Consider the following 22,113-nt stretch of genomic DNA (forward strand, 5'->3'; position numbering starts at 1 on the left):
CCCGCGCTCAGGCCTTGCCGAACAGGCCGGCGGGCCGCACCAGCAGCACGATTACCATGATCACGAACACCACCACTGCCGAAGCCTCCGGGTAGAACACCCGCGTCAGCCCCTCGATCAGCCCCAGGCCGAGGCCGGTGAGGATGGAGCCCATGATCGAACCCATGCCGCCGATCACGACCACCGCGAACACCACGATGATGAGGTTGGAGCCCATCAGCGGACTGACCTGGTACACCGGCGCCGCGAGCACCCCGGCGAAGGCGGCGAGCGCGACGCCGAAGCCGTAAGTGAAGGTGATCAGCAGCGGCACGTTGATGCCGAGCGCCTGCACCATCTGCGCGTTCTCGGTGCCGGCGCGCAGGTAGGCGCCGAGCTTGGTCTTCTCGATGACGAACCAGGTGGCGAAGCACACCGTCAGCGCGGCCACCACGACCCAGCCGCGGTAGATCGGCAGGAACATGAAGCCGAGGTTCACCCCGCCCTGCAGCAGCTCGGGCACCGGGTAGGACTGGCCGGAGATGCCGTACTGGTCGCGGAAGATGCCCTCGAAGATCAGCGCCAGGCCGAAGGTGAGCAAGAGGCCGTAGAGGTGGTCGAGCTTGTAGAGCTTGCGCAGCATCGTGCGCTCGATCAGCACGCCGAGCGCGCCGATGACGATGGGCGCGAACAGCAGCGCGACCCAGTAGTTGATGCCGAGCTTGTTGAGCGCGATCCACGCCACGAAGGCGCCCATCATGTACTGGGCGCCGTGGGTGAAGTTGATGATGTTGAGCAGGCCGAAGATGATGGCCAGGCCCAGGCTCAGGATCGCGTAGAACGAACCGTTGATGAGGCCGACCAGCAGCTGGCTGCCGAGCAGCGCGCTCGGAACGCCGAAGATTTCCATGTGCGACTCCCGCAGCGGGACGGCCGTGCCGCCCCGCTGCGTCGTGAAGTGCGGGACGCCCCGCGATCAGCTCACTTCTTGACCAGCGGGCACTTCGACTGCGCCAGCGGCTGGAAGGCCTCTTCCGCCGGGATGGTCTGGCGGATGTGGTAGTAGTCCCACGGGTACTTCGACTCGGCGGGCGTCTTCACCTGCGCCAGGTACATGTCGTGCACCATGCGCCCATCCTCGCGGATGCGGCCGTTCTTGCCGAAGAAGTCCTTGATCGGGGTGGCCTTCATCTGCGCCATGACCTTGCCCGCCTCGTCCGTACCGGTGGCCTGCACCGCGCGCAGGTAGTGCAGCACCGAGGAGTACTGGCCGGCCTGCACCATGGTCGGCATGCGCTTCTGCTTCTCGAAGAAGCGCTTGGACCAGGCGCGGGTCTGGTCGTCGAGATCCCAGTAGAAGCCGGTGGTCAGGTACATGCCCTGGGTGGCCTGCAGGCCGAGCGAGTGCACGTCGGAGATGAACATCAGCAGGCCGGCGAGCGACTGCTTGGGCGTGACGCCGAACTCGGCCGCCTGCTTGATCGCGTTGGTGGTGTCGGCGCCGGCGTTGGCCAGACCGATGATCTTGGCGCCCGAGGCCTGGGCCTGGAGCAGGAAGGACGAGAAGTCGGACGCCGGGAAGGGATGGCGTACCGAGCCGAGCACCTTGCCGCCGTTGGCCGTCACCACCGCGGACGAATCCTTCTCCAGCGCCTGACCGAAGGCATAGTCGGCGGTCAGGAAGAACCAGGTGTTGCCGCCCTGCTGCGTCACCGCCTTGGCGGTGCCGTTGGCGAGCGCATAGGTGTCGTAGGTGTAGTGCACCGTCACGTCGTTGCACTGCTCGTTGGTGATCGGCGTCGAGGCCGGGCCGCTCATCAGCGCGACGCGGTTCATCTCCTTGGCGATCTTCATCACCGCGAGCGCGGTCGAGGTGGTGACGAGCTCGGTAGCCGTGTCGACGCCCTCGCGCTCGAACCATTCGCGCGCCTTGTTGGAAGCGATGTCGGCCTTGTTCTGGTGGTCGGCGGAGACCATCTCGACCTTGAAGGCCGGTTTGGCCTCGGCGATGAAGTCCTCGATCGCCATCTGGGTGGCGAGCACCGCGCCTGCGCCGGCAAGGTCGGAATAGGTGCCCGACATGTCGGTGAGCACGCCGATCTTGACCGTGTTGCCCGAAATCTGCGCACTCGCCGCGCCCGACAGCATGGCGAAGGCGGCCGCGCAGGCCAGGGTGGTGAGTTTCTTCATCTGCATCGTGGGTCTCCGTCTCGTTCGTGTGGTTGTTACGCAGGGACTGCGCGGTGCAGCCGCTCAGACCCCCAGCGTCTGGTGCAGCCAGTCCATCTTCCCGGGGAGCTCCTCCGCGGTGATGGTGGCGATGATCTCGCCGTGCTCGAGCACGTAGTGGCGGTCGGCCAGCGGGGCGGCGAAGCGGAAGTTCTGCTCCACCAGCACGATGGTGAAGCCGCGCGATTTCAGCTCGACGATGACCTCGCCGAGCTTCTTCACGATCACCGGCGCCAGCCCCTCGGTGATCTCGTCGAGCAGCAGCAGCTTGGCCCCGGTGCGCAGCACGCGCGCCATCGCCAGCATCTGCTGCTCGCCGCCCGAGAGCTTGGAGCCTGGGCTGTTGCGGCGTTCCTGCAGGTTGGGAAACATCTGGTAGATCTCTTCCACCGACAGCGCCCCGCTCGCCACCTGCGGCGGCAGCATCAGGTTCTCCTCGGTGCTGAGCGAGGCGAAGATCGCGCGCTCCTCGGGCACGTAGCCGATGCCGTAGCGCGCCATGCGGTGGGTGGGCTCGGCGATCACCTCGCGGCCGTTGACCATGATCGACCCGGTGCGCTTGCCGACCAGGCCGAGCACCGATTTCAAGGTCGTCGAGCGTCCGGAGCCGTTGCGCCCGAGCAAGGTCACGCATTCGCCGCGCGCCACCTTGATGTCGATGCCGTGCAGGATGTGCGACTCGCCGTAGAAGGCGTGGAGGTCGTGGATCCGGAGCATCTCCGGATGAGGGGTGAAGGCACTGGTCATGGCGTTTCGGGGGCGGGGATCAGTGGTGGGCGTCGCCGATGTCGTCGGAGCCGACGTAGGCCTCGAGCACCTTGGGGTTCTTCGACACCTCGGCGTAGCTGCCTTCGGCGAGCACGCTGCCGCGGGTGAGCACGGTGATGCGGTCGCACAGGTTGGCGACCACCGAGAGGTTGTGCTCCACCATCAGGATGGTGCGGTTGGCGGACACCTTGCGGATGAGTTCGACCACGCGCGCGATGTCCTCGCCCCCCATGCCCTGGGTGGGTTCGTCGAGCAACAGCATGCGCGGCTCGAGCGCCAGCGTGGTGGCGATCTCGAGCGCGCGCTTGCGGCCATAGGGCATCTCGGCGGTGACGGTGTCGGCGAACCGGGTGAGATCCACCGCCTCGAGCAGGGCCATCGCCTCGTCGTTCAGGACATCCAGCGACTTCGCCGAGCGCCAGAAGTGGAATTCCGTTCCCAGCCTGCGCTGCAGGCCGATGCGCACGTTCTCGAGCACCGTCAGGTTGGGAAAGGTCGCCGAGATCTGGAAGGAGCGCACCATGCCGCGGCGCGCGGTCACCGCCGGCGCCTCGCGGGTGACGTCCTTGCCGTCGAACAGGATGGAGCCTGCAGTCGGCGGCAGGAACTTGGTCAGCAGGTTGAAGACCGTGGTCTTGCCCGCGCCGTTGGGGCCGATCAGGGCATGGATGTGCCCCGTCCGCACCTTCAGGTCGACATTGGATACGGCGACGAAGCCCTTGAACTCCTTGGTGAGTCCACGGGTTTCGAGAATGAACTCGCTCAAGGCTGTCTCCTGCCCGGGTTCGTTTTTTGTTGCGGGGAGTGTTCCGGCCGCCCGGAGAGGCGTCAACCTATCGTTTGCCCCAATGGGCAAACCCTGCCGGGCCGAGCCTCGACGTGCCTCGGGCCACGCTGCCGGGGCACCACGGACAAGAAAAATAAAATATATCTATCTTTATGGGCAGCTTTCGCGCATACTGCGCCGCAGCGATATTCAAGTCATGTAGTTCATTTGTCGGCATATCCGGTTCCTCGGGCCGTATTTCCTCAAGTCGTACCTCGCTGTCTTGAACCTCGCCCCAACCAGGGGGCTTTCCCCATTTTCAGGAGATTCAAGACATGGCAAACGGCACCGTGAAGTGGTTCAACGATTCCAAAGGCTTCGGCTTCATCACCCCGGAAGCGGGTGGTGACGACCTCTTCGCCCACTTTTCCGCCATCCAGGGCCAGGGTTTCAAGACCCTCGCCGAAGGCCAGCGCGTCACGTTCGACGTGACCACCGGCCCCAAGGGCCTGCAGGCGTCCAACATCCGCGCCGCCTGAGCTGCATCGCGAACCGGCGCCTGCGGCGCCAATCGCCTCGAGAGGCCCGACGAGAGTCGGGCCTTTTTGCTTTTCGGCCTGCCGAAAAGCGGCAGCGCGACCGATCACCCCTACGAATGGAGGACAGCCCGATGACCCGGCTCATCCAGAGAACCGAACTCGAGACCTACTACTACACACCCGTGCATTGCCCCTTCTGCGGCGTGCGCGTGATGGGCGCCGACCCCAGCGACGAGACGCGCATCACCGCCTGCCCGCATACCTTGTTCATCGCCCACGACACCGGCTTCGAATATCGCTCGGCCCGCCTCGACCACAATCTGCATCTCGACGGCCTGTCGGAGAGCGAGATCGAGGCGCGGTGGCACGAGGACGCACGCGGCATCGACGGCTTCACCGACACGGTGTGCCTGCCCGATGCGATCAAGGTCGCCGCCTACGCACCCGCACCCTCGGCGTACGGCTCGTACTACGGGTTCGCACCCGAAAATTGAGTTGCGCGCGCTCCCGCCGCGCCGCGCAGCGGTGAGCGCGCGCGCCTGCGCACTCGCGCAGCCCGTGCGGAGCCTGCACGACTGAGCTGAAACGAACGGGCGGCCGCCCTTCGGCGCGCCGCCCGTTGCGCTTGCAGTGCCCGGCCGCAGCCGGATCAGTTCCCGCTCATCGCCATCATCAGCTGGTTGATGCGCTTGACGAAGGTGGCCGGATCGTCGAGCGTGCCGCCCTCGGCCAGCAGGGCCTGGTCGAACAGCACCGCCGCCCAGTCGTCGAAGTGCTTGTCCTCGTACTTCAGGCGCAGCACCGCCGGGTGGTTGGGGTTGATCTCGAGGATGGGCTTGGAGACCGGCGCGTTCTGGCCCGCAGCCTTGAGGATGCGCGCGAGGTTCATGCCGAGGTCGTGCTCGTCGGCGACCAGGCAGGCCGGGGAGTCGGTCAGGCGCAGCGTCACCTTCACGTCCTTGACGCGCTCGCCCAGGCTCGCCTTCATCTTGTCGACCAGCTCCTTGTACTCGTCGGCGGCCTTCTCGACCTCCTGCTTCTCGGCCTCGTCCTCCAGCGCGCCCAGGTCGAGCCCGCCCTTGGCGACCGACACCATCGCCTTGCCGTCGAACTCGGTGAGGTTGCCGGTCACCCACTCGTCGACGCGGTCGGTGAGCAGCAGCACCTCGATGCCCTTCTTGCGGAAGACCTCGAGATGCGGGCTGTTCTTCGCCGCGTTGAAGGTCTCGGCGGTGACGAAGTAGATCTTGTCCTGGCCTTCCTTCATGCGGCCGATGTAGTCGGCGAGCGACACCACCTCGTCGGGCGTATCCAGCTTGGTCGAGGCGAAGCGCAGCAGGCCGGCGATCTTGTCCTTGTTGGCGAAGTCCTGGCCCACGCCTTCCTTGAGCACCTTGCCGAAGGCCTTCCAGAACTCGGCGTACTTGTCCTTGTCCGCGGCCTCGTCGCTGTTGGCCAGGCTCTCGAGCAGGGTCAGCACCTTCTTGGTGCAGCCGGCGCGGATGGTGTCGATGTCCTTGGATTCCTGCAGGATCTCGCGCGACACGTTGAGCGGCAGGTCGGCCGAATCGACCACCCCGCGCACGAAGCGCAGGTAGGTCGGCATCAGCTTCTCGGCGTCGTCCATGATGAAGACGCGCTTCACATAGAGCTTGATGCCGTGCTTGGCGTTGCGGTCCCACAGGTCGAAGGGCGCGTTCTTCGGGATGTAGAGCAGGTTCGTGTATTCGTGGCGGCCCTCGACGCGCGAGTGCGTCCACGCCAGCGGGTCCTCGAAGTCGTGGGCGACGTGCTTGTAGAAGGCGGAGTACTCGTCGTCCGTGATGTCGTTCTTCGAGCGCGTCCACAGCGCGTTGGCCTGGTTGACGGTCTCGTCCTCGTCGGTCACGACCTGCTTCTTCTGCTCCTCGTTCCATTCCTCCTTCTTCATCACGATCGGCTGCACGATGTGATCGGAGTACTTGCGGATCAGGCTCTTCAGCTTCCACGACGACAGCAGGTCTTCCTGGCCCTCGCGCAGGTGCAGCGTGATCTCCGTGCCGCGCCCGGGCTTGTCGACCTGCGCCACGGTGTAGGCGCCGGCTTCGTCGCCCGTCATCGAGCATTCCCACTTCACGCCCTGGTCGGCAGGGAGCCCGGCGCGGCGCGACACCACGGTGACCTTGTCGGCGACGATGAAGGCGGAGTAGAAACCGACACCGAACTGGCCGATGAGGTGGGCATCCTTCTTCTGGTCGCCGGTAAGCTTGCCGAAGAACTCCTTGGTACCCGACTTGGCGATGGTGCCCAGGTGGGCGATCGCCTCGTCGCGGCTCATGCCGATGCCGTTGTCGGCGATGGTGATCGTCCTGGCCTCGGCGTCGAAGCCGATGCGGATCTTCAGCTCGCTGTCGTCCTCATACAGCGCGCCGTTGTCGAGCGCCTCGAAGCGCAGCTTGTCGCAGGCATCCGAGGCGTTGGAGACGAGCTCGCGCAGGAAGATCTCGCGGTTGGAATACAGCGAGTGGATCATCAGGTGAAGCAGCTGCTTCACCTCGGCCTGGAAGGCGAGCGTCTGGGAGGAAGGTTGCGAAGGGTTGTGGACTTCGGACATTGGAAGCTGCTCCGTCGAGGGGTTGTCGAAACGCAGCAGCAGTTGGGGGCACGGCGGCGGATTTCAAGCGCCACCGCCCCCCCCGCGGATCAGCAGCGGAAGCGCCCGACCAGGGCGTCGAGCTCGGCGGCCAGGCCCTGCAGCTGCTCGGCCGCGACCACCACGCTGTGCATCGAGCCCGAGGTGCCGTCGGCCATCTCGGTGATGGTCTGCACCTGGCGGGCGATCTCGGTGGAGGCGCTGCTCTGCTCGCCGGTGGCGTAGGCCACCTCGCGGATGCGCTCGAGCGCCTCGCCCGCGGTGCTGCGGATGCGGTGCAGCGAATCGGTCGCGTCGCCCACCAGCGCCACGCCGCCATCGACCTGGCTCGACACCTCGGCCATCGCGCCCACGGTGGCGCGTGTCTCGTTCTGGATGCCCTCGATCACCTTCTCGATCTGCACGGTGGCCACCGCGGTGCGCTCGGCCAGGCCGCGCACCTCGTCGGCCACCACCGCGAAGCCGCGCCCCTGCTCGCCGGCGCGCGCGGCCTCGATGGCCGCATTGAGCGCGAGCAGGTTGGTCTGGCCGGCGATCTCCTTGATCACGTTGGCGATGGTGCCGACCTCGTCGGCGCGTGCCACGAGCTGCTGGATCTTCTGCGCCGCGTCGCCCACGCGCGCGGCAATGGCCTGCATCTCGCGCGCCGCGCGCTCGGCCTTGCCGGCGCCCTCATCGGCGAGCCCGGCCGCGGTGCTCGAATGCTGCTCGGCCAGGCGCGCACTGTCGGAGATCTGCTCGATGCTCACGGTCATCTCCTCGATGGCGGCGGCGATCGACGCGGTCGCGCCGGTCTGCGAGACCGAGGCCTCGGACACCGAGCGCGACACCGCGTGGATCTCGCGCGCGCTCGCGCCCAGGCGCGAGGCGCTGCCGCCGATAGCGCCGATCATGGCGCGCAGCTGCGCGAGCATGTTCGAGAGATTGCCGAGCAGGCTGTCGCCCCGCCCGCGCTGCTCCACGTCCACCGCCAGATCGCCGGCAGCGGCGCGCTTCATGATCGCGCCGGCGTAGGCCGGCTCGCCACCGAGCGCGCCGGTGACCCCGCGGATCACCCACACGCCGATCAGCCCGAGCAGCACGAGCACAACCGCGACCAGGGCGCCGAAGCGCAGCGCCGCGTCATTGAAGGCAGCATCGATGTCATCCACATACACGCCCGAGCCCACCACCCAGCCCCAGGACGGGAAGGCCTTCACGTAGCTCAGCTTGGGCTGGGCCGGGTCGGTGGCGACGCCCGAGCGCGGCCAGGTGTAGTCCACGAAGCCCTGCCCCTGCGCGCGCGCCAGCGTCACCATCTCGCGCACGAAGTGCTTGCCCGCGCTGTCCTTCAGGTCGGCGAGCTTGCCCTCGAGCGCGGGCCGCAGCGGGTGCATCAGCATGTTCAGCTCGAGATCGAGCACGAAGAAGTACTCGTTGTTCTGGTAGCGCAGCCCGCGCAGCGTGTCCTTCGCAGCCTTCTGCGCCGCCTCGCGGTCGAGCACGCCGGCCTGCTCCAGCGCGTGGAAATGCGCGAGCACCCCGGTGGCCAGTTCGATCTGGCTGCGCACGTTGCGCGCATAGCCCTCGCGCATGTCGTCGCGGTTTTCGTACAAGGCCGCGAGCGCGAGCAGGACCATGCCCGCGAGGGCGACGAGCAGCATCAGCGCCAGGCGGCGGGCGACGGTGAGGGATTCGAAACGCATCTTGCCGGACCATCCACGAAATGGAGACTTTGCGGGAGGGCTGTCGCCTGGGCGTACAACCGCTTCGTCCGGTCAACGGCAGCATTCGGCCCGACTTGAGCACCCTGCAGCCTGAATGCCACTCCACCGTTCAGCGGTATTCCACCGCGCCGATCTCGATCTCGCGCACGCCGGCCGGGCTGTGGAAGCGCACCACGTCGCCGACGCGCGCCTTGAGCACCGCACGCGCCAGGGGCGAGATCCAGCTGATGCGCCCCTGCGAGGCGTCGGCCTCGTCGACCCCGACGATCTGCAGGGTCTGCTCCTCCGCGGTATCGAGATCGCTGAAGCTCACCGTCGCACCGAAGAAGACCTGCTCCAGGCCCTGCTGGCGCTCGGGATCGACCACCTCGGCGCTCTCGATGCGCTTGATCAGGAAGCGGATGCGGCGGTCGATCTCGCGCAGGCGCTTCTTGCCGTAGATGTAGTCGCCGTTCTCCGAGCGATCGCCGTTGCCCGCGGCCCAGGCCACGGTCTCGACCAGCTTCGGGCGCTCGACGCGCACGAGCTGGTCGAGCTCGACGCGCAGCGCGTCGTAGCCGCGCCGCGTCATGTAGTTCTTGCTTCCCGGCGGCAGCCGCAACGCGGGGGCGAGCTCCTCGTCCCCGTCGTCGCCGTCGCTCTCCTTCACGAAGGCCTTGTTCACTTGCGCATTCCGGTCGGTATCGAGGGGCGCATGGTAAGAAATCGGCGCCCGCCGGGGAAGCGTCGCGGCGTTTCCCGCCCTGGGACGGCGCGCGCCTGCGGTCGTGTTGTCTTCCCCCGCGCTGCCACATACCATTGGGGACAAAACGATGCTGCCCGGCACTTCGCCCATGGTCGGCACGCAAGCGAGGGGAACGAGCATGACCGGGGAGAGCTTCGACGAGGTGACCAGCCTGCGCCAGCGGCTGGACGAGTTGCGCCTCGAGCACCGCGACCTCGACGACGCGATCGCCCGCCTCGCCGACAACCCGGTGGAGGACGAGCTGATGCTGCGCCGGCTCAAGAAACGCAAGCTCGCACTCAAGGACCGCATCGTCGCGATCGAGCACCTGCTCGACCCCGACGAATATGCCTGACTGCCACGGTGCCTGAACAACCCGCCGGCTCGACACTCCATCCGGCCGGCTGAACGTCCGGCCGCCTGAACCCGCACGCGGCAGGCTCGGCTTCGCAGAGCCCCCTCCAGGACGCCTGCGCCCGTCCGCGGTCCCGAACCCTCCAAGAACACGCCCATGACCCAGACCCTCCAGCTCGACGGCCGCCGCGCCGCCTTCGACGAGTCCGGCCCCGCCGCCGCGCCGGTCATCCTTCTGATCCACGGCGCCGGACACGACCGCGGCGTCTGGCAAGCGGTCGCCGCCGGGCTTGCCGCCGCCGGCCGCCGGGTGATCGTCCCCGACCTCCCCGGCCACGGCGACTCGGAAGGCGAGGCCCCCGGCGCGGTCGACGCCATGGCGGCGTGGGTGCTCGCCTTCGCCGACGCGCTCGGCCTCGAACGCTTCGAACTCGCCGGGCACAGCATGGGCTCGCTGGTCGCACTGGCCGCCGCGGCTGCCGCGCCGGGGCGCATCGCACGCCTGCACCTGCTCGGCAGCCTCGCGCCGATGCCGGTCGCGCCCTTCCTGCTCGATGCCGCGCGCAGCGACCCGGCGCAGGCCCACGCGCTGATCAACAAGTTCTCCTTCGCCCCCGCCGAAGTGCTCGGCGAGGACCGCCGACGCACGCTCGAGGCCGGCAACCGCGAGCGCATGGAACGCAACGGCAGCGAGACGCTCGCGCGCGACCTCGCGGCCTGCAACGCCTGGCAGGACGCGCTGGCCGCCGCCACGCGCCGCGACTGCCCCACCCTGCTGCTGTGCGGCGCGCTCGACCGCATGACCCCGGTGAAGGCCATCGGCCCGCTGCACGAGGCCCTGCGCGCCGGCGGCGGCGAAGTGAGGCTGGTGGAGCTGGCAGGCTGCGGCCACGCGATGCAGGAAGAGGCCCCGACCGCCGTGGTGCGGGCCCTGCTCGGGACCGACTGAGCCCGGCCGGGCGGTCGTCTCCCCTGCCGCGCTCCTCTCGTCTTACGCGCCCAGCTCCAGCACCACCGGCTGGTGATCCGAAGCCGCGGTGTCCGCGAGCACCTCGACCGCGCGCACCCGCGGCGCGAGGTCGGCAGTCACGAAGAAGAAGTCGCAGCAATAACTGCGGTCGGGCCACTCCGCACCGTGCAGCCCGACGCTGGGCGCATGCGCCCGCGCGCCGTGCGCGACCGCCCACGCGTCCACCCAGTGCGGGCGCTCGGCGTCCGGTGCGAGCTCGGACGCGGGTAGCGGACGCTGCAGCGCGAGGTATTCGGCCGAGCCCGGTTCGCAATTGAAGTCCCCACACAGCACCGCCGAGGCCGGACGCGGGCGCGCGGCGAAGGCGGGGTTGGACTCCTTGCCCGCCGCCGGCAACCGCGCCAGGTCCGCCACCTGGGCCTGCAGCGCGCGCAAGGCCTCGATCTGGGCGCGGCGCTGGCGCGCGGAGTAATACTCGAGGTGGGTGCTCATCACCCGCAGCGGCCCCCAGGGCGCCTCCACCACCGCCTCCACGCACACCCGCTGCATCGCCGGACAGGCGGGGTCGGCGGGCGATGGCAGCAGGTGGCGGAACACCTGCCCCACCGGCAGGCGCGACAGCAGCAGGTTGCCGAAGCGCGCCCGCCCGCCGTCGCCGTCGGGCACGTCCATACCCGCGCCGAACACCGGCTCGAAATCCGCACAGGCCTCGGCGAAGAAGGCCGGCTCGTCCTCGCGCGCACCGCCGGCGAGGCCGGGAAAATTGCTCGCCACCTCCTGCAGGCAGATCAGGTCGAGCGGCCCGGCGGCGCGGATCGCCTCGCGCGTACGCGCCAGATCCACCCGCCCGTCCGCCCCGCGCCCCCACTGGATGTTCCAGCTCAGCAGGCGAATGCCTCGTTGTCGCTGCCCGATCGATTTCTTCATACGCATTTCGACATGATGTAAAGAAAGACCCCCGCGCGCCGTTATACCGGGCACGCCCCGTGTCCGGCGCGGACGCCCCGCCGCCTTCCAGCCCGACACGCCGCGCATCCGGACAGGCGGCCTGCGGCCGCCCGTCATCGCGACTCCCGACGACGGCCACCAGACCATGTTCAACCGCAAGCTCAAGAGCACCCTCCAGGAACAACAGGCCGAGCTCGCCGCACGCCAGGCGGTGATCGAGGCGATCGACCGCGCCACCGCCCGCATCGAGTTCGCACCCGACGGTACCGTGCTGTTCGCCAACGAGCTCTTCCTCGCGACCATGAAGTATCGCAGCGAAGAGGTGCTCGGGCAGCACCACCGCATGTTCTGCGACGAGGCCTACGCGAATTCGTCGGACTACCTCGCGCACTGGCAGCGCCTGCGCCGCGGCGAGCCGGTGAGCGGGCGCTTCGAGCGCCGCGACGCCACTGGCGAGCCGGTGTGGCTCGAGGCCACCTACAACCCCGTATTCGGCCCCGACGGCCGCGTGCTGCGCGTGGTCAAGCTCGCCACCGACATCACCGCCCAAGTCCGCGAGGGCGCCGAGCACCGCGCCATGCTGTCGGCGATCGAGCGCTCGATGGCGATGATCGAATTCGACCTCGACGGCAAGGTCCTCGCCGCCAACGACAACTTCCTCGCCACCATGGGCTACGCCCGCCACGAGGTGCTTGGCCGCCACCATCGCCTGTTCTGCGCCGCCGAGGACGCTGCGACGCCCGAGTACGCGCAGTTCTGGGAGCGCCTGCGCCACGGCGAATATTTCTCCGGCCGCTTCCGCCGCGTGGCGCGCAACGGCCGCACGGTCTGGCTCGAGGCCAGCTACAACCCGGTGTTCGATGCGTCCGGTCGGCCCTGCAAGTTCATCAAGCTCGCCGCCGACATCAGCCCCCGCGTCGAGGCGCTCGAGGAAGAGGTCGCCAACGCCGCCGCCGCGCTCGAACGCGCCCGCGACAACGCCCACCTCGCCGAGCGCGGCACCGACGTGATCGCGCGCGCCACCGCGCAGATGGTGGCGATCTCGAGCAGCGCCGAGAATGCCGCGCACACCTTCGGCCAGCTCGGCGACGAGACCGGGCGCATCACCACCATCGTCAACACCATCCGCGAGATCGCCGACCAGACCAACCTGCTCGCGCTCAACGCGGCGATCGAGGCCGCGCGCGCCGGCGAGCACGGGCGCGGCTTCGCGGTGGTCGCCGACGAGGTGCGCAAACTCGCCGAGCGCACCTCCAAGGCCACCACCGAGATCAGCGCCATGATCTCCACCGTGCAGGACGCCACCCACCTCGCGATCTCGCGGGTGCACGGCATGCACGAGACCGCCACCGCGAGCATCGGCTTGGCACGCGAGGCCGGCGAGGTCATCGACGGCATCCACAACGGCGCCACCGAGGTCGTCGAGGTGGTGGAGCGCTTCTCGGGGCTGCTGCATCGCTGAATCCCCGAAGGGTGTGGACGCGCGCCGCGGCCCGCCGCGGATGCCGGAGGTGTCGGGACCGACTGCGCCACAGGCATAATCCGCTGAAGCCCTCGAGGAAGCGCTGCGATGCACACCCATCACGGTCATCAGCACGACCACCACGCCCACAACGAGCACGACCACCAACACGGCGACCCCGCACACGGCCACGCATACCCGCATCAAGCCGGTCACGCCCACCCCCCTCATCACGCGCACGACCACTCCGCGAGCCGCTTCCTGCCGCTCGCGCTCGTGCTCACGCTCGGCTTCGCCGCGGTCGAGGCGATCGCCGGGTGGTGGTCGGGCTCGCTCGCCCTGCTCGGCGACGCCGGCCACATGCTCACCGACGCGGCCTCGCTCGGGCTGGCGGCGCTCGCCGCGCGCATCGCGCTGCGCCCGGCCAGCGCCCGCCACTCCTACGGCCTGCGCCGGGTCGAGGCGCTCGCCGCGCTCGCCAACGGGCTCTTCATGCTGGTGATCGTCGGCGGCCTGGTGTGGCACGCGGTCGAGCGCCTGCTCGAGCCGCGCGCGGTGGCCGGCGAGGCGGTGATCCTGGTCGCGCTCGGCGGGCTGGTGCTGAACCTGGCCGTGGCCTGGCTGCTGACCCGCGGCGAGGGCGATCTCAACACCCGCGGCGCGCTGCTGCACGTGATCGGCGACCTGCTCGGCTCGGTCGCCGCGCTCGCCTCGGGCATCGTGATCCTGTACACCGGCTGGATGCCGATCGACCCGCTGCTCACCATGCTGATCTGCGGCCTGATCCTGTACTCCACGCTGGCGCTGCTGCGCCAGGTGGTCCACACCCTGCTCGAGGGCGTGCCCGACGGCCTGTCGCTGCCCGAAGTCGGTCACGCGATGGCGGGCGTCGAGGGCGTGCGCTCGGTGCACGACCTCCACATCTGGAGCCTGGATTCAAACCGCAGCGCGCTCTCCGCCCATGTCGTGCTCGCCGACGCGGCGCGCTGGCCGACGGTGCTGGCGGCCGAGCGCGCCCTGCTGCGCAGCCGCTTCGGCATCGAGCACGCCACCCTGCAACCCGAGCTGCCGCCGGCGCAGCCGCTGGTCTTCACCCCACGTACGCCGCGCGCACGCGATGCCGGCTGAGCCCCTCCCCCGATCCACAGGACCCCGACAATGCACTCCGCCCAGGAACTGGTCAGCCAGATCGAGGCGCTGACCTCGCTGCCCGATGTTTACATGCGCGTGCGCGAACAACTCGAGTCGCCGGCCGGCTCGGTCGTCACCGTCGCCCGCCTGGTCTCCGCCGACCCCGCGCTCTCGGCCCGCCTGCTGCACCTGGTCAACAGCCCCCTGTTCGGCCAGCGCGGCCGCGTCGAGGACATCGTGCGCGCGGTCGCGCTGCTCGGCCTGCAGCAGGTGCACGATCTGGTGCTGGCGATGTCCCTGCAGGGCATCTTCGCCGGCGTCCGCCCCGCCCGCCTCGACATGCGGCGCTTCTGGCGCAACAGCCTGCTCACCGGACTGGCCGCGCGCGCGGCCGGGATCGCCGCCGGCCTCACCGCCGGCGAACGCCTGTTCCTGATCGGCGTGCTCGCAGACACCGGCCACCTGGTGATGTACCAGACCGTGCCCGAGCTCGCCGCCGCCGCGCGCCTTGCGGCGCAAGCCGGCGACGAGGCGCTCGACGCCGCCGAGCGTCGCCTGGTCGGCTGCGACTTCGCGGAACTCGGCGCCGCCCTGCTCGACCGCTGGCAACTGCCCGACCGCTTCGGCACCGCGGTGGGCGCGCAGATGCTGCCGCGCCTGGGCGGCGCCTACGCCGCCGAGGCGGCAACCATCAACCTCGCCCGCCGCATCGCCGAGGCCGACGAGCTGGACCTCCCGAGCAGCGCCGCCGCCGCCCGCGTCGCGCCCGAGACCTGGGACCTGCTCGGGCTCGAGGCGGAGCGCCTGGCGGGCCTGCGCGAAGGTGCGGAGATCGATTTCGCCGCCTACCTGTCGCTGTTCTTCCCACGCAGGTAGGGGCCGCAGCGTGGCGCAAACCCGCATGGAGACTGGGATTCCAGCCCAAAAACCCCACTTCGGAAGCTACTACATGTAGTGCCCTGCAAAATCATGAAATACAAAGAGATTGTATAACTACTTGTTTTTTAAACGTTTTATTTTTTTGCACGAGCACTCGTTCCGCGCTATCCTTCCGTCCGTCCCAAGACCCACCACGGAGGAAGAAAAAGACCATGAGCGAGACCACCAGCGCGTCCACCCAGAACACCGTCAAAGCCTCCGCCGCCAACCTGCCGATGCAGGAAATCTCCGGCGAGGTGCTCGTCGAGAAGTACGCCAAGGGCGACGAACAGACCGTCGCCGAAGTGCGTCGCCGCGTCGCGCGCGCGCTGGCTGCAGTCGAAGCCGAGGACAAGCGTGCCCACTGGGAGGCGAAGTTCCTCGAGGCACAGGAGAAAGGCTTCGTGCCCGCCGGTCGCATCAACAGCGCCGCCGGCACCACGCTCGCCGCCACCCTGATCAACTGCTTCGTGCAGCCGGTCGGCGACTCGGTCACCGAGGCGGTCGATGGCCGCCCCGGCATCTACACCGCGCTCGCCCAGGCCGCCGAGACCATGCGCCGCGGTGGCGGCGTCGGCTACGACTTCTCCTCCATCCGTCCCAAGGGCGCGCTGGTCAAGGGCACGGCCTCCAACGCCTCGGGCCCGGTGTCCTACATGCGCGTGTTCGACCGCTCGTGCGAGACGGTGGAATCGGCCGGTGCGCGCCGCGGTGCGCAGATGGGCGTGCTGCGCTGCGACCACCCGGACATCGAGGAATTCATCCACGCCAAGGACGAAGGCGACCTCACCAACTTCAACATTTCGGTGGGCGTCACCGACCCCTTCATGCAGGCGGTCGAGGCCGACGGCGACGTGGAGCTGGTGCACAAGGCCGAGCCCACCGCAGAGGTGAAGGCCGCCGGCGCCTACCAGCGCGACGACGGCCTGTGGGTGTACCGCAAGGTGCGCGCGCGCGAGCTGTGGGACCAGGTCATGCGCTCGACCTACGACCACGCCGAGCCGGGCATCCTGTTCCTCGACCGCATGAACGCGGACAACAACCTGTACTACTGCGAGACCATCGAGGCCACCAACCCCTGCGCCGAACAGCCGCTGCCGCCCTACGGCTGCTGCTGCCTGGGCTCGATCAACCTCACGCTCTTCGTCAAGAACCCCTTCGGCGACAAGGCCGAGTTCGACTATGCCGGCTTCGGCAAGGTGGTCGACGTCTCCATCCGCATGCTCGACAACGTGCTCGAGGTCACCCACTGGCCGCTCGCGCAGCAGCACGCCGAGGCGCAGTCCAAGCGCCGCGTGGGCCTCGGATTCACCGGCCTGGGCGACGCGCTGATCATGCTCGGCCAGCGCTACGACACCGCCGAGGCGCGCGAGGAAGCGCGCAAGATCTCCGAGTTCATGCGCAACCGCGCCTACCTGGCCTCGTCCGAGCTCGCCCGCGAGCGCGGCGCCTTCCCGCTGTTCAACGCCGACCTCTACCTGTCGGGCGGCAACTTCGCCTCGCGCCTGCCGGCCGATGTGAAGGACAAGATCCGCAAGCACGGCATCCGCAACTCGCACCTGCTGTCGATCGCCCCCACCGGCACGATCAGCCTGGCCTTCGCCGACAACGCCTCCAACGGCATCGAGCCGCCCTTCTCCTATACGTACACCCGGCGCAAGCGCATGGCCGACGGCACCTTCAAGGAGTACGCGGTCGAGGACTACGCCTGGCGCCTGTACAAGCACCTCGGCGGCAACGTCGACAAGCTGCCGCAGTCCTTCGTCACCGCGCTGGAGATCTCCGCGCAGGCCCACAAGGACATGGTCGCCGCGGTCGCGCCCTACGTCGACACGTCCATCTCCAAGACGGTGAACGTGCCCGAGGACTACCCCTACGCCGAGTTCGAGGATCTTTACCTCACCGCCTGGAAAGCCGGCCTCAAGGGGCTCGCCACCTACCGTCCCAACTCGGTGCTGGGTTCGGTGCTGTCGGTCACCCCGACCGCCGAGCAGAAGCAGCCGCACGACGTCGAGATCGCCGACGCCAACAAGCGCCTGTCGATCAAGAACCTGCCCGCTCCGGTGCTGTCCAGCCTGCGCTGGCCCGGCCGCCCGGACCTGCCCGACGGCAACCTGGCGTGGACCTACATGCTCAACACCCCGACCGGCGGCTTCGCGCTCTTCGTCGGCCAGGTGGGCAACAACGGCGGCAGCTTCCCCTTCGAGGTGTGGGTTAACGGCGCCGACCAGCCGCGCGGCCTGGGTGCGGTGGCCAAGACCCTGTCGATGGACATGCGCGCCAACGACCGCGGCTGGCTCAAGCTCAAGCTCGACACCCTGGCCCGCACCGTCGGCGAGCGCTCCTTCGAGATGCCCTTCCCGCCGCACGGCGAGAAGAAGCTGGTGCCCGGCGTGGTGTCGGCCTTCGCCCAGGTGGTGAATTACCGCTGCGAGAAGCTCGGCGTGTTCGACAAGGAAGACGAGAGCAACGGCGTCCTCGACACGCTCTTCAGCCTGGAAGAACCCAAGACCGGCACCGACGGCACGCTGTCGTGGACGGTGGACATCTACAACCCGGCCACCGGCGAAGACTTCGTCCTCGGCCTCAAGGAGATCACCCTGCCGGACGGCGTCACCCGCCCGTACTCGGTGTGGCTCTCGGGCAACTATCCGCGCGCGCTGGACGGCCTGACCCGCATCCTGTCGCTCGACATGCGCGTCATGGACCCGGCCTGGATCGGCATGAAGCTGCGCAAGCTGCTCGACTACCCCGAGCCGCTCGGCGACTTCATGGCCTTCGTCCCCGGCACCCGCCGCCAGCAGAACTGGCCGAGCACCGTGGCCTACCTGGCGCAGCTCATCATCCACCGCTACGCCATGCTCGGCGTGCTCGACGAGCGCGGCTACCCGACGCGCGAGATGGGCATCCTGGAGTCGCCGCGCGACGACAACGAGCCCAAGCTGATGCAGGGCGCGCTGTGCAACGAATGCGGCAACCACACCGTGATCCGCAAGGACGGCTGCGACTTCTGCACCGCCTGCGGCGCGGTCGGGACCTGCGGCTGAGCGCGCGCACGGGCATCGCGCAAACGTCATATTCAGCAAAAAAGGGCAGCCCTGCGGGCTGCCCTTTTTTGCGCTCGGTGTGATCCGTCGATCGTTTCCTGGACGCAGACGCTCTATATAATCGAGAAAATCTTCAGAAACGGTGCGCAGCCCGCCCTGCGACCACGGCACGCCCGAGCGATCACCATGCCCACCTGCCCGCGTTGCGACGGAACCGACTGCCGCGAGTCCCCGTGGAAATCCGCGGACGAGCGCCTCGCCCACCCGGGCGAGCGCGCATGGCGCTGCATGTCCTGCGTGCACCGCTTCCACGCCCCGGAGCCGCGCCGCCTGCTGCGCGACAACCCGATCGTCGCCGCGGTGGGCGGCAGCACCCTGCTGCTGACGATCGCCGTCATCGCGATCCTGTGGTTCTGGAAGAGCTGAGCGGGGAGCGCGCATGAGCACTCGCGCCCATCCGGCCTGCCCGGCCTGCGGATCCACCGACTGCCGGCGTTCGCGCTGGCGCTCGCACGAGGAACACGCCGGCCATCCCGGGCTGCACCCCTGGCGCTGCCTGGCCTGCGACCAGCGCTTCCTGGCTCCCGACGACGCGCTCCGGCCGCGCAGCAGATGGCCGCTGGTGGTGGGGATCCTGTCGGCCCTGCTGCTCCTGGGCATCGGCATCGCGAGCGTGCGCATGCTGAACCTCGACGAGTCCGGCGATGCGCCGGGCGAGACCCGATCCGCCGCGGCCGAGCCCTCGGCGCCGGCGGACGCGCTCGACGCCCGCTTCCGCGCCGCACGTGCCGCGCTGCTCGACACCGCGCGCGGCCGCGAAGTGTCCGCCAGCGCGGTGAGCCAGTTGCGCGAGGCTGCCGAAGGCGGCCACACCGGTGCCATGGTGCTGCTCGGCAAGCTCTACCGCAGCGGCATCGGCATGCCGCAGAACTACGAGCTCGCCGCGCGCTGGCTGAACCAGGCGGCGCATGCGGGCGATCCCGAGGGCATGGTGGAGTTCGGCCGCCTGCATCGCAGCGGGATCGGCGTCGAACGGGATGCGGTACAGGCCTATGTGTGGTTCAATCGCGCAGCCGCCCTGCTCAACATGGACGGCGTGCAGGAGCGCGACAGTATCGCGGTCAAGCTCGACGCGGACGAGCTCCGGCGCGCGCAGGCCCTGTCGCTCGAAGCGGCCGAAGAGGCCGCCCGGCAGGCGGCCGAGCGCAGCCGCTGAGCCCCCGGGCGTCCACGACGCCGCACGCGCCCGCTTTCCGACCGACGACACACCGCTTCGAATCGACGTGCCCATCCCGTATCCCCCCCCGCAGCCGGACACCGCCGCCGGCCCTGCCCGACTGGTCCTGCAGGGCATCAGCAAGGCCTACCCGACGGTGGTCGCCAACCACGACATCGGCCTCGTCGTGCGCGCGGGCGAGATCCGCGCCATCCTCGGCGAGAACGGCGCCGGCAAGTCGACGCTGATGAAGATCATCTACGGCGTCACCCGGCCGAGCAGCGGGCGCATGTTCTGGGAGGGCGAGGAGGTCGCGGTCGCCAGCCCGGCGCATGCGCGCAGCCTGGGCATCGGCATGGTGTTCCAGCACTTCTCGCTGTTCGAGACGCTGACCGTGGTGGAAAACGTCGCCCTGGCCCTGCCCGGCAAGCCCGCGCTCGACGCGCTCGCGCGGCGCATCGTCGAGGTCTCGGAGCGCTACGGCCTGCCGGTCGATCCGCGCCGCCACATCCACGCCCTGTCGGTGGGCGAGCGCCAGCGCGTCGAGATCATCCGCTGCCTGCTCCAGGACCCGCGCCTGCTGATCATGGACGAGCCCACCTCGGTGCTCACGCCGCAGGCGGTGCGCAAGCTCTTCGAGACCCTGCGCCGGCTCGCCGACGAAGGCTGCTCGATCCTCTACATCAGCCACAAGCTCGACGAGATCCGCACGCTCTGCCACACCGCCACCGTGCTGCGCGGCGGCAAGGTCACCGGCGAGTGCATCCCGGCGCAGGAGACCCCCGCCTCGATGGCGCGCCTGATGATCGGCAAGGAACTGCCGCGCTGCGAGCACGACGCGCGGCAGGCCGGCAGCGAAGTCCGCCTGCGCCTGGCCGGGCTCTCGCACGCCGCGGACGACCCCTTCGGCACCGACCTGCGCGACCTCCACCTCGACGTCCATGCCGGCGAGATCGTCGGCATTGCCGGAGTCTCGGGCAACGGCCAGCAGGAGCTGCTGCGCGTGATCTCGGGCGAGGCGCCGCTGGCGGAGAAATTCCCCGTGCAGATCTGCGGTGTCGAGGCCGGCCGGCTGTCGCCGGGGCGGCGGCGGCGGCTCGGCATGGCCTTCGTGCCCGAGGAGCGCCTCGGCCGCGGCGCGGTGCCGACGATGTCGCTCGCCGACAACACGCTCCTCACCGCCGCGCACAACCAGGGCATGGTGGCCGCCGGCTTCCTGCGCTTCGGGCGTGCGCGCGCGTTCGCACGGCGCTGCATCGACGAGTTCGACGTCCGCTGTGGCGGCACGGCCGCCGCGGCCAAGGCGCTGTCGGGCGGCAACCTGCAGAAGTTCATCGTCGGCCGCGAGATCCTGCAGGCCCCGCGCCTGCTCGTATGCGCGCAGCCCACCTGGGGCGTGGACGTCGGCGCCGCCGCCTTCATCCGCCAGCGGATCATCGACCTGCGCAACCGCGGCTGCGCGGTGCTGGTGATCTCGGAGGAGCTCGACGAGCTGTTCGAGATCTGCGACCGCATCGCGGTGATCGCCAAGGGCCGGCTGTCGCCGGTGCGCGCCGCGCGCGACACCAGCATCGAGGACATCGGCGTGTGGATGAGCGGACTGTGGCCGGGCGCCGAGCACACTGCCGGCGCGCCCCTCGCGACGGAGACCCCGCATGCTTGAGCTCGAAGCCCGTGCCGAACCCTCGCGGCTGATGGCCTGGGCCTCGCCGCTGCTCGCGGTGGCACTGATGCTCGTCGGCGGCCTGGCGGTGTTCGCCGCGCTCGGCAAGGACCCGGTCGAAGGCTTCCGCGTCTTTTTCCTCAACCCGGTCAAGGACCTCTACGCGCTCTCCGAACTGCTGCTCAAGGCCACACCGCTGATGCTGTGCGCGATCGGCCTGGCGATCGGCTTCCGCGCCAACGTGTGGAACATCGGCGCCGAGGGCCAGTTCATGCTCGGCGCGGTGGCCGCCACCGGCGTGGCGCTGTACTTCGGCGACGCCGAGAGCGCCCTGGTGCTGCCGGCAATGGTCCTCGCCGGCGCCGCGGGCGGGGCGGCTTGGGCGGCGATCCCGGCGCTGCTGCGCACGCGCTTCAACGCCAACGAGATCCTGGTGTCGCTGATGCTGGTCTATGTGGCCCAGCTCTTCGTGTCCTGGCTGGTGTTCGGGCCATGGAAGGACCCCGACGGCTTCAACTTCCCGCAGACGCGGATGTTCGCCGAGGCGGCGACCCTGCCGATGGTGATCGAGGGCACCCGCCTGCATTTCGGCTTCGCGATCGCGCTCGCCGCCCTGGTGGCCGGCTACGCCTTCATAAACCGCAGCCACGCGGGCTTTCGCATGCGGGTCGCCGGCGAGGCCGCCGACGCCGCGCGCTACGCCGGCTTCTCGGCCACCCGCATGATCTGGGTGGGCCTGCTCCTCGGCGGCGCCGCCGCTGGCCTGGCCGGCATGGGCGAGGTGGCCGGGCCGATGGGCCAGCTCACCGACAAGGTCGGCAGCGGCTACGGCTTCGCCGCCATCATCGTCGCCTTCGTCGGGCGGCTCAACGCCTTCGGCATCCTGCTCGCCAGCCTGCTCATGGCCCTGCTCTACATCGGCGGCGAGCAGGCGCAGCAATACCTGAACCTGCCCAACTCGATCTCGATGGTGTTCCAGGGCATGCTGCTCTTCTTCCTGCTCGGCGCCGACGTCTTCATCCACTACCGCCTGCGCCTGCGCCGGCGTGGCACTTGAGGAG

The 22,113-nt window shown here is 69.1% G+C and carries 20 protein-coding genes; 12 read left to right on the forward strand and 8 right to left on the reverse strand.

The features are described 5' to 3' along the window. Nucleotides 1–7: 7 nt before the first annotated feature. The 4 genes from PO78_RS07225 to PO78_RS07240 form a co-directional block, all read right to left on the reverse strand. Entirely contained in the window at nt 8–889 is an 882-nt protein-coding gene (locus tag PO78_RS07225; protein ID WP_004321386.1) for a branched-chain amino acid ABC transporter permease, read from the reverse strand. 71 nt (nt 890–960) lie between these two features. Then, nucleotides 961–2,175, reverse strand: coding sequence for an ABC transporter substrate-binding protein (locus tag PO78_RS07230; RefSeq protein WP_004321389.1), 1,215 nt, complete (start codon nt 2,173–2,175; stop codon nt 961–963). A gap of 57 nt (nt 2,176–2,232) precedes the next feature. Continuing rightward, nucleotides 2,233–2,955 (reverse strand): ABC transporter ATP-binding protein, encoded by a 723-nt coding sequence (locus tag PO78_RS07235; protein WP_004321392.1) that lies wholly within the window; start codon nt 2,953–2,955, stop codon nt 2,233–2,235. Nucleotides 2,956–2,974: 19 nt separating this feature from the next. Further along, nucleotides 2,975–3,742, reverse strand: coding sequence for an ABC transporter ATP-binding protein (locus PO78_RS07240; RefSeq protein WP_004321394.1), 768 nt, complete (start codon nt 3,740–3,742; stop codon nt 2,975–2,977). Between the two features lie 335 nt (nt 3,743–4,077). Between PO78_RS07240 and PO78_RS07245 the strand changes: the two genes are divergently transcribed. Both PO78_RS07245 and PO78_RS07250 read left to right on the forward strand, forming a co-directional pair. Beyond that, entirely contained in the window at nt 4,078–4,281 is a 204-nt protein-coding gene (locus tag PO78_RS07245; protein ID WP_004321396.1) for a cold-shock protein, read from the forward strand. Between the two features lie 131 nt (nt 4,282–4,412). Next, nucleotides 4,413–4,775, forward strand: a complete 363-nt coding sequence (locus PO78_RS07250) for a hypothetical protein (RefSeq protein WP_004321398.1) — start codon at nt 4,413–4,415, stop codon at nt 4,773–4,775. A 155-nt stretch (nt 4,776–4,930) separates the two neighbouring features. Here PO78_RS07250 and htpG read toward each other — a convergent pair whose 3' ends face one another. The 3 genes from htpG to greB form a co-directional block, all read right to left on the reverse strand. Beyond that, nucleotides 4,931–6,874 (reverse strand): molecular chaperone HtpG, encoded by a 1,944-nt coding sequence (htpG, locus tag PO78_RS07255; protein ID WP_043742907.1) that lies wholly within the window; start codon nt 6,872–6,874, stop codon nt 4,931–4,933. Nucleotides 6,875–6,963: 89 nt separating this feature from the next. Then, nucleotides 6,964–8,598 carry a methyl-accepting chemotaxis protein gene (locus PO78_RS07260; RefSeq protein ID WP_012584996.1) on the reverse strand — a complete coding sequence of 545 codons (1,635 nt, stop codon included), beginning with the start codon at nt 8,596–8,598 and terminating at the stop codon, nt 6,964–6,966. 130 nt (nt 8,599–8,728) lie between these two features. Further along, nucleotides 8,729–9,283: a transcription elongation factor GreB gene (gene greB / locus PO78_RS07265; RefSeq protein ID WP_004321404.1), complete on the reverse strand. Its 555-nt coding sequence runs from the start codon at nt 9,281–9,283 to the stop codon at nt 8,729–8,731. 199 nt (nt 9,284–9,482) lie between these two features. Here greB and PO78_RS07270 point away from each other — a divergent pair, with 199 nt between their 5' ends. Continuing rightward, complete coding sequence (locus PO78_RS07270; RefSeq protein ID WP_012584991.1) at nt 9,483–9,698, forward strand: YdcH family protein; 216 nt, start codon at nt 9,483–9,485, stop codon at nt 9,696–9,698. Between the two features lie 156 nt (nt 9,699–9,854). Next, nucleotides 9,855–10,646, forward strand: coding sequence for an alpha/beta fold hydrolase (locus PO78_RS07275; protein WP_043742909.1), 792 nt, complete (start codon nt 9,855–9,857; stop codon nt 10,644–10,646). A gap of 42 nt (nt 10,647–10,688) precedes the next feature. On the opposite strand, the gene PO78_RS07280 is transcribed toward PO78_RS07275, so the two are convergent. Then, nucleotides 10,689–11,594: an endonuclease/exonuclease/phosphatase family protein gene (locus PO78_RS07280; protein ID WP_082047704.1), complete on the reverse strand. Its 906-nt coding sequence runs from the start codon at nt 11,592–11,594 to the stop codon at nt 10,689–10,691. A 166-nt stretch (nt 11,595–11,760) separates the two neighbouring features. Between PO78_RS07280 and PO78_RS23515 the strand changes: the two genes are divergently transcribed. The 8 genes from PO78_RS23515 to PO78_RS07320 all read left to right on the forward strand — a co-directional run bounded on the left by PO78_RS23515 (nt 11,761) and on the right by PO78_RS07320 (nt 22,109). Beyond that, nucleotides 11,761–13,077: a methyl-accepting chemotaxis protein gene (locus PO78_RS23515; RefSeq protein WP_043742911.1), complete on the forward strand. Its 1,317-nt coding sequence runs from the start codon at nt 11,761–11,763 to the stop codon at nt 13,075–13,077. Between the two features lie 108 nt (nt 13,078–13,185). Beyond that, the gene (locus PO78_RS07290; protein WP_012584987.1) at nt 13,186–14,205 is read left to right on the forward strand and encodes a cation diffusion facilitator family transporter; all 1,020 of its coding nucleotides are present in this window, start codon (nt 13,186–13,188) and stop codon (nt 14,203–14,205) included. Between the two features lie 30 nt (nt 14,206–14,235). Next, complete coding sequence (locus PO78_RS07295; protein WP_004304726.1) at nt 14,236–15,084, forward strand: HDOD domain-containing protein; 849 nt, start codon at nt 14,236–14,238, stop codon at nt 15,082–15,084. Nucleotides 15,085–15,299: 215 nt separating this feature from the next. Next, on the forward strand, nt 15,300–18,173 hold the full coding sequence (locus tag PO78_RS07300; RefSeq protein WP_043742913.1) for an adenosylcobalamin-dependent ribonucleoside-diphosphate reductase: 2,874 nt from the start codon (nt 15,300–15,302) through the stop codon (nt 18,171–18,173). 186 nt (nt 18,174–18,359) lie between these two features. Further along, nucleotides 18,360–18,599 (forward strand): hypothetical protein, encoded by a 240-nt coding sequence (locus tag PO78_RS07305; protein ID WP_012584984.1) that lies wholly within the window; start codon nt 18,360–18,362, stop codon nt 18,597–18,599. A gap of 13 nt (nt 18,600–18,612) precedes the next feature. After that, the gene (locus PO78_RS07310) at nt 18,613–19,389 is read left to right on the forward strand and encodes a tetratricopeptide repeat protein (RefSeq protein WP_043742915.1); all 777 of its coding nucleotides are present in this window, start codon (nt 18,613–18,615) and stop codon (nt 19,387–19,389) included. Between the two features lie 67 nt (nt 19,390–19,456). After that, the gene (locus tag PO78_RS07315) at nt 19,457–21,052 is read left to right on the forward strand and encodes an ABC transporter ATP-binding protein (protein ID WP_043742916.1); all 1,596 of its coding nucleotides are present in this window, start codon (nt 19,457–19,459) and stop codon (nt 21,050–21,052) included. Continuing rightward, the gene (locus tag PO78_RS07320; protein ID WP_004304736.1) at nt 21,045–22,109 is read left to right on the forward strand and encodes an ABC transporter permease; all 1,065 of its coding nucleotides are present in this window, start codon (nt 21,045–21,047) and stop codon (nt 22,107–22,109) included. Before PO78_RS07315 ends, PO78_RS07320 begins: the two co-directional genes overlap by 8 nt. Nucleotides 22,110–22,113 lie beyond the last annotated feature (4 nt).

Origin of the sequence: Thauera sp. SWB20, assembly GCF_000831325.1 — a bacterium.
GTDB lineage: Bacteria > Pseudomonadota > Gammaproteobacteria > Burkholderiales > Rhodocyclaceae > Thauera > Thauera aminoaromatica.

What these genes read in the sequence shown, in the direction of transcription:
- PO78_RS07295 (WP_004304726.1), top strand. Translation starts at nt 14,236, where the DNA reads ATGCACTCCGCCCAGGAACTGGTCAGCCAGATCGAGGCGCTGACCTCG.
- PO78_RS07245 (WP_004321396.1), top strand. Translation starts at nt 4,078, where the DNA reads ATGGCAAACGGCACCGTGAAGTGGTTCAACGATTCCAAAGGCTTCGGC.
- htpG (WP_043742907.1), bottom strand. Translation starts at nt 6,874, where the DNA reads ATGTCCGAAGTCCACAACCCTTCGCAACCTTCCTCCCAGACGCTCGCC.
- PO78_RS23515 (WP_043742911.1), top strand. Translation starts at nt 11,761, where the DNA reads ATGTTCAACCGCAAGCTCAAGAGCACCCTCCAGGAACAACAGGCCGAG.
- PO78_RS07260 (WP_012584996.1), bottom strand. Translation starts at nt 8,598, where the DNA reads ATGCGTTTCGAATCCCTCACCGTCGCCCGCCGCCTGGCGCTGATGCTG.
- PO78_RS07275 (WP_043742909.1), top strand. Translation starts at nt 9,855, where the DNA reads ATGACCCAGACCCTCCAGCTCGACGGCCGCCGCGCCGCCTTCGACGAG.
- PO78_RS07235 (WP_004321392.1), bottom strand. Translation starts at nt 2,955, where the DNA reads ATGACCAGTGCCTTCACCCCTCATCCGGAGATGCTCCGGATCCACGAC.
- PO78_RS07280 (WP_082047704.1), bottom strand. Translation starts at nt 11,594, where the DNA reads ATGAAGAAATCGATCGGGCAGCGACAACGAGGCATTCGCCTGCTGAGC.
- PO78_RS07230 (WP_004321389.1), bottom strand. Translation starts at nt 2,175, where the DNA reads ATGCAGATGAAGAAACTCACCACCCTGGCCTGCGCGGCCGCCTTCGCC.
- PO78_RS07225 (WP_004321386.1), bottom strand. Translation starts at nt 889, where the DNA reads ATGGAAATCTTCGGCGTTCCGAGCGCGCTGCTCGGCAGCCAGCTGCTG.
- PO78_RS07250 (WP_004321398.1), top strand. Translation starts at nt 4,413, where the DNA reads ATGACCCGGCTCATCCAGAGAACCGAACTCGAGACCTACTACTACACA.
- PO78_RS07320 (WP_004304736.1), top strand. Translation starts at nt 21,045, where the DNA reads ATGCTTGAGCTCGAAGCCCGTGCCGAACCCTCGCGGCTGATGGCCTGG.
- PO78_RS07290 (WP_012584987.1), top strand. Translation starts at nt 13,186, where the DNA reads ATGCACACCCATCACGGTCATCAGCACGACCACCACGCCCACAACGAG.
- PO78_RS07310 (WP_043742915.1), top strand. Translation starts at nt 18,613, where the DNA reads ATGAGCACTCGCGCCCATCCGGCCTGCCCGGCCTGCGGATCCACCGAC.
- PO78_RS07305 (WP_012584984.1), top strand. Translation starts at nt 18,360, where the DNA reads ATGCCCACCTGCCCGCGTTGCGACGGAACCGACTGCCGCGAGTCCCCG.
- PO78_RS07270 (WP_012584991.1), top strand. Translation starts at nt 9,483, where the DNA reads ATGACCGGGGAGAGCTTCGACGAGGTGACCAGCCTGCGCCAGCGGCTG.
- PO78_RS07300 (WP_043742913.1), top strand. Translation starts at nt 15,300, where the DNA reads ATGAGCGAGACCACCAGCGCGTCCACCCAGAACACCGTCAAAGCCTCC.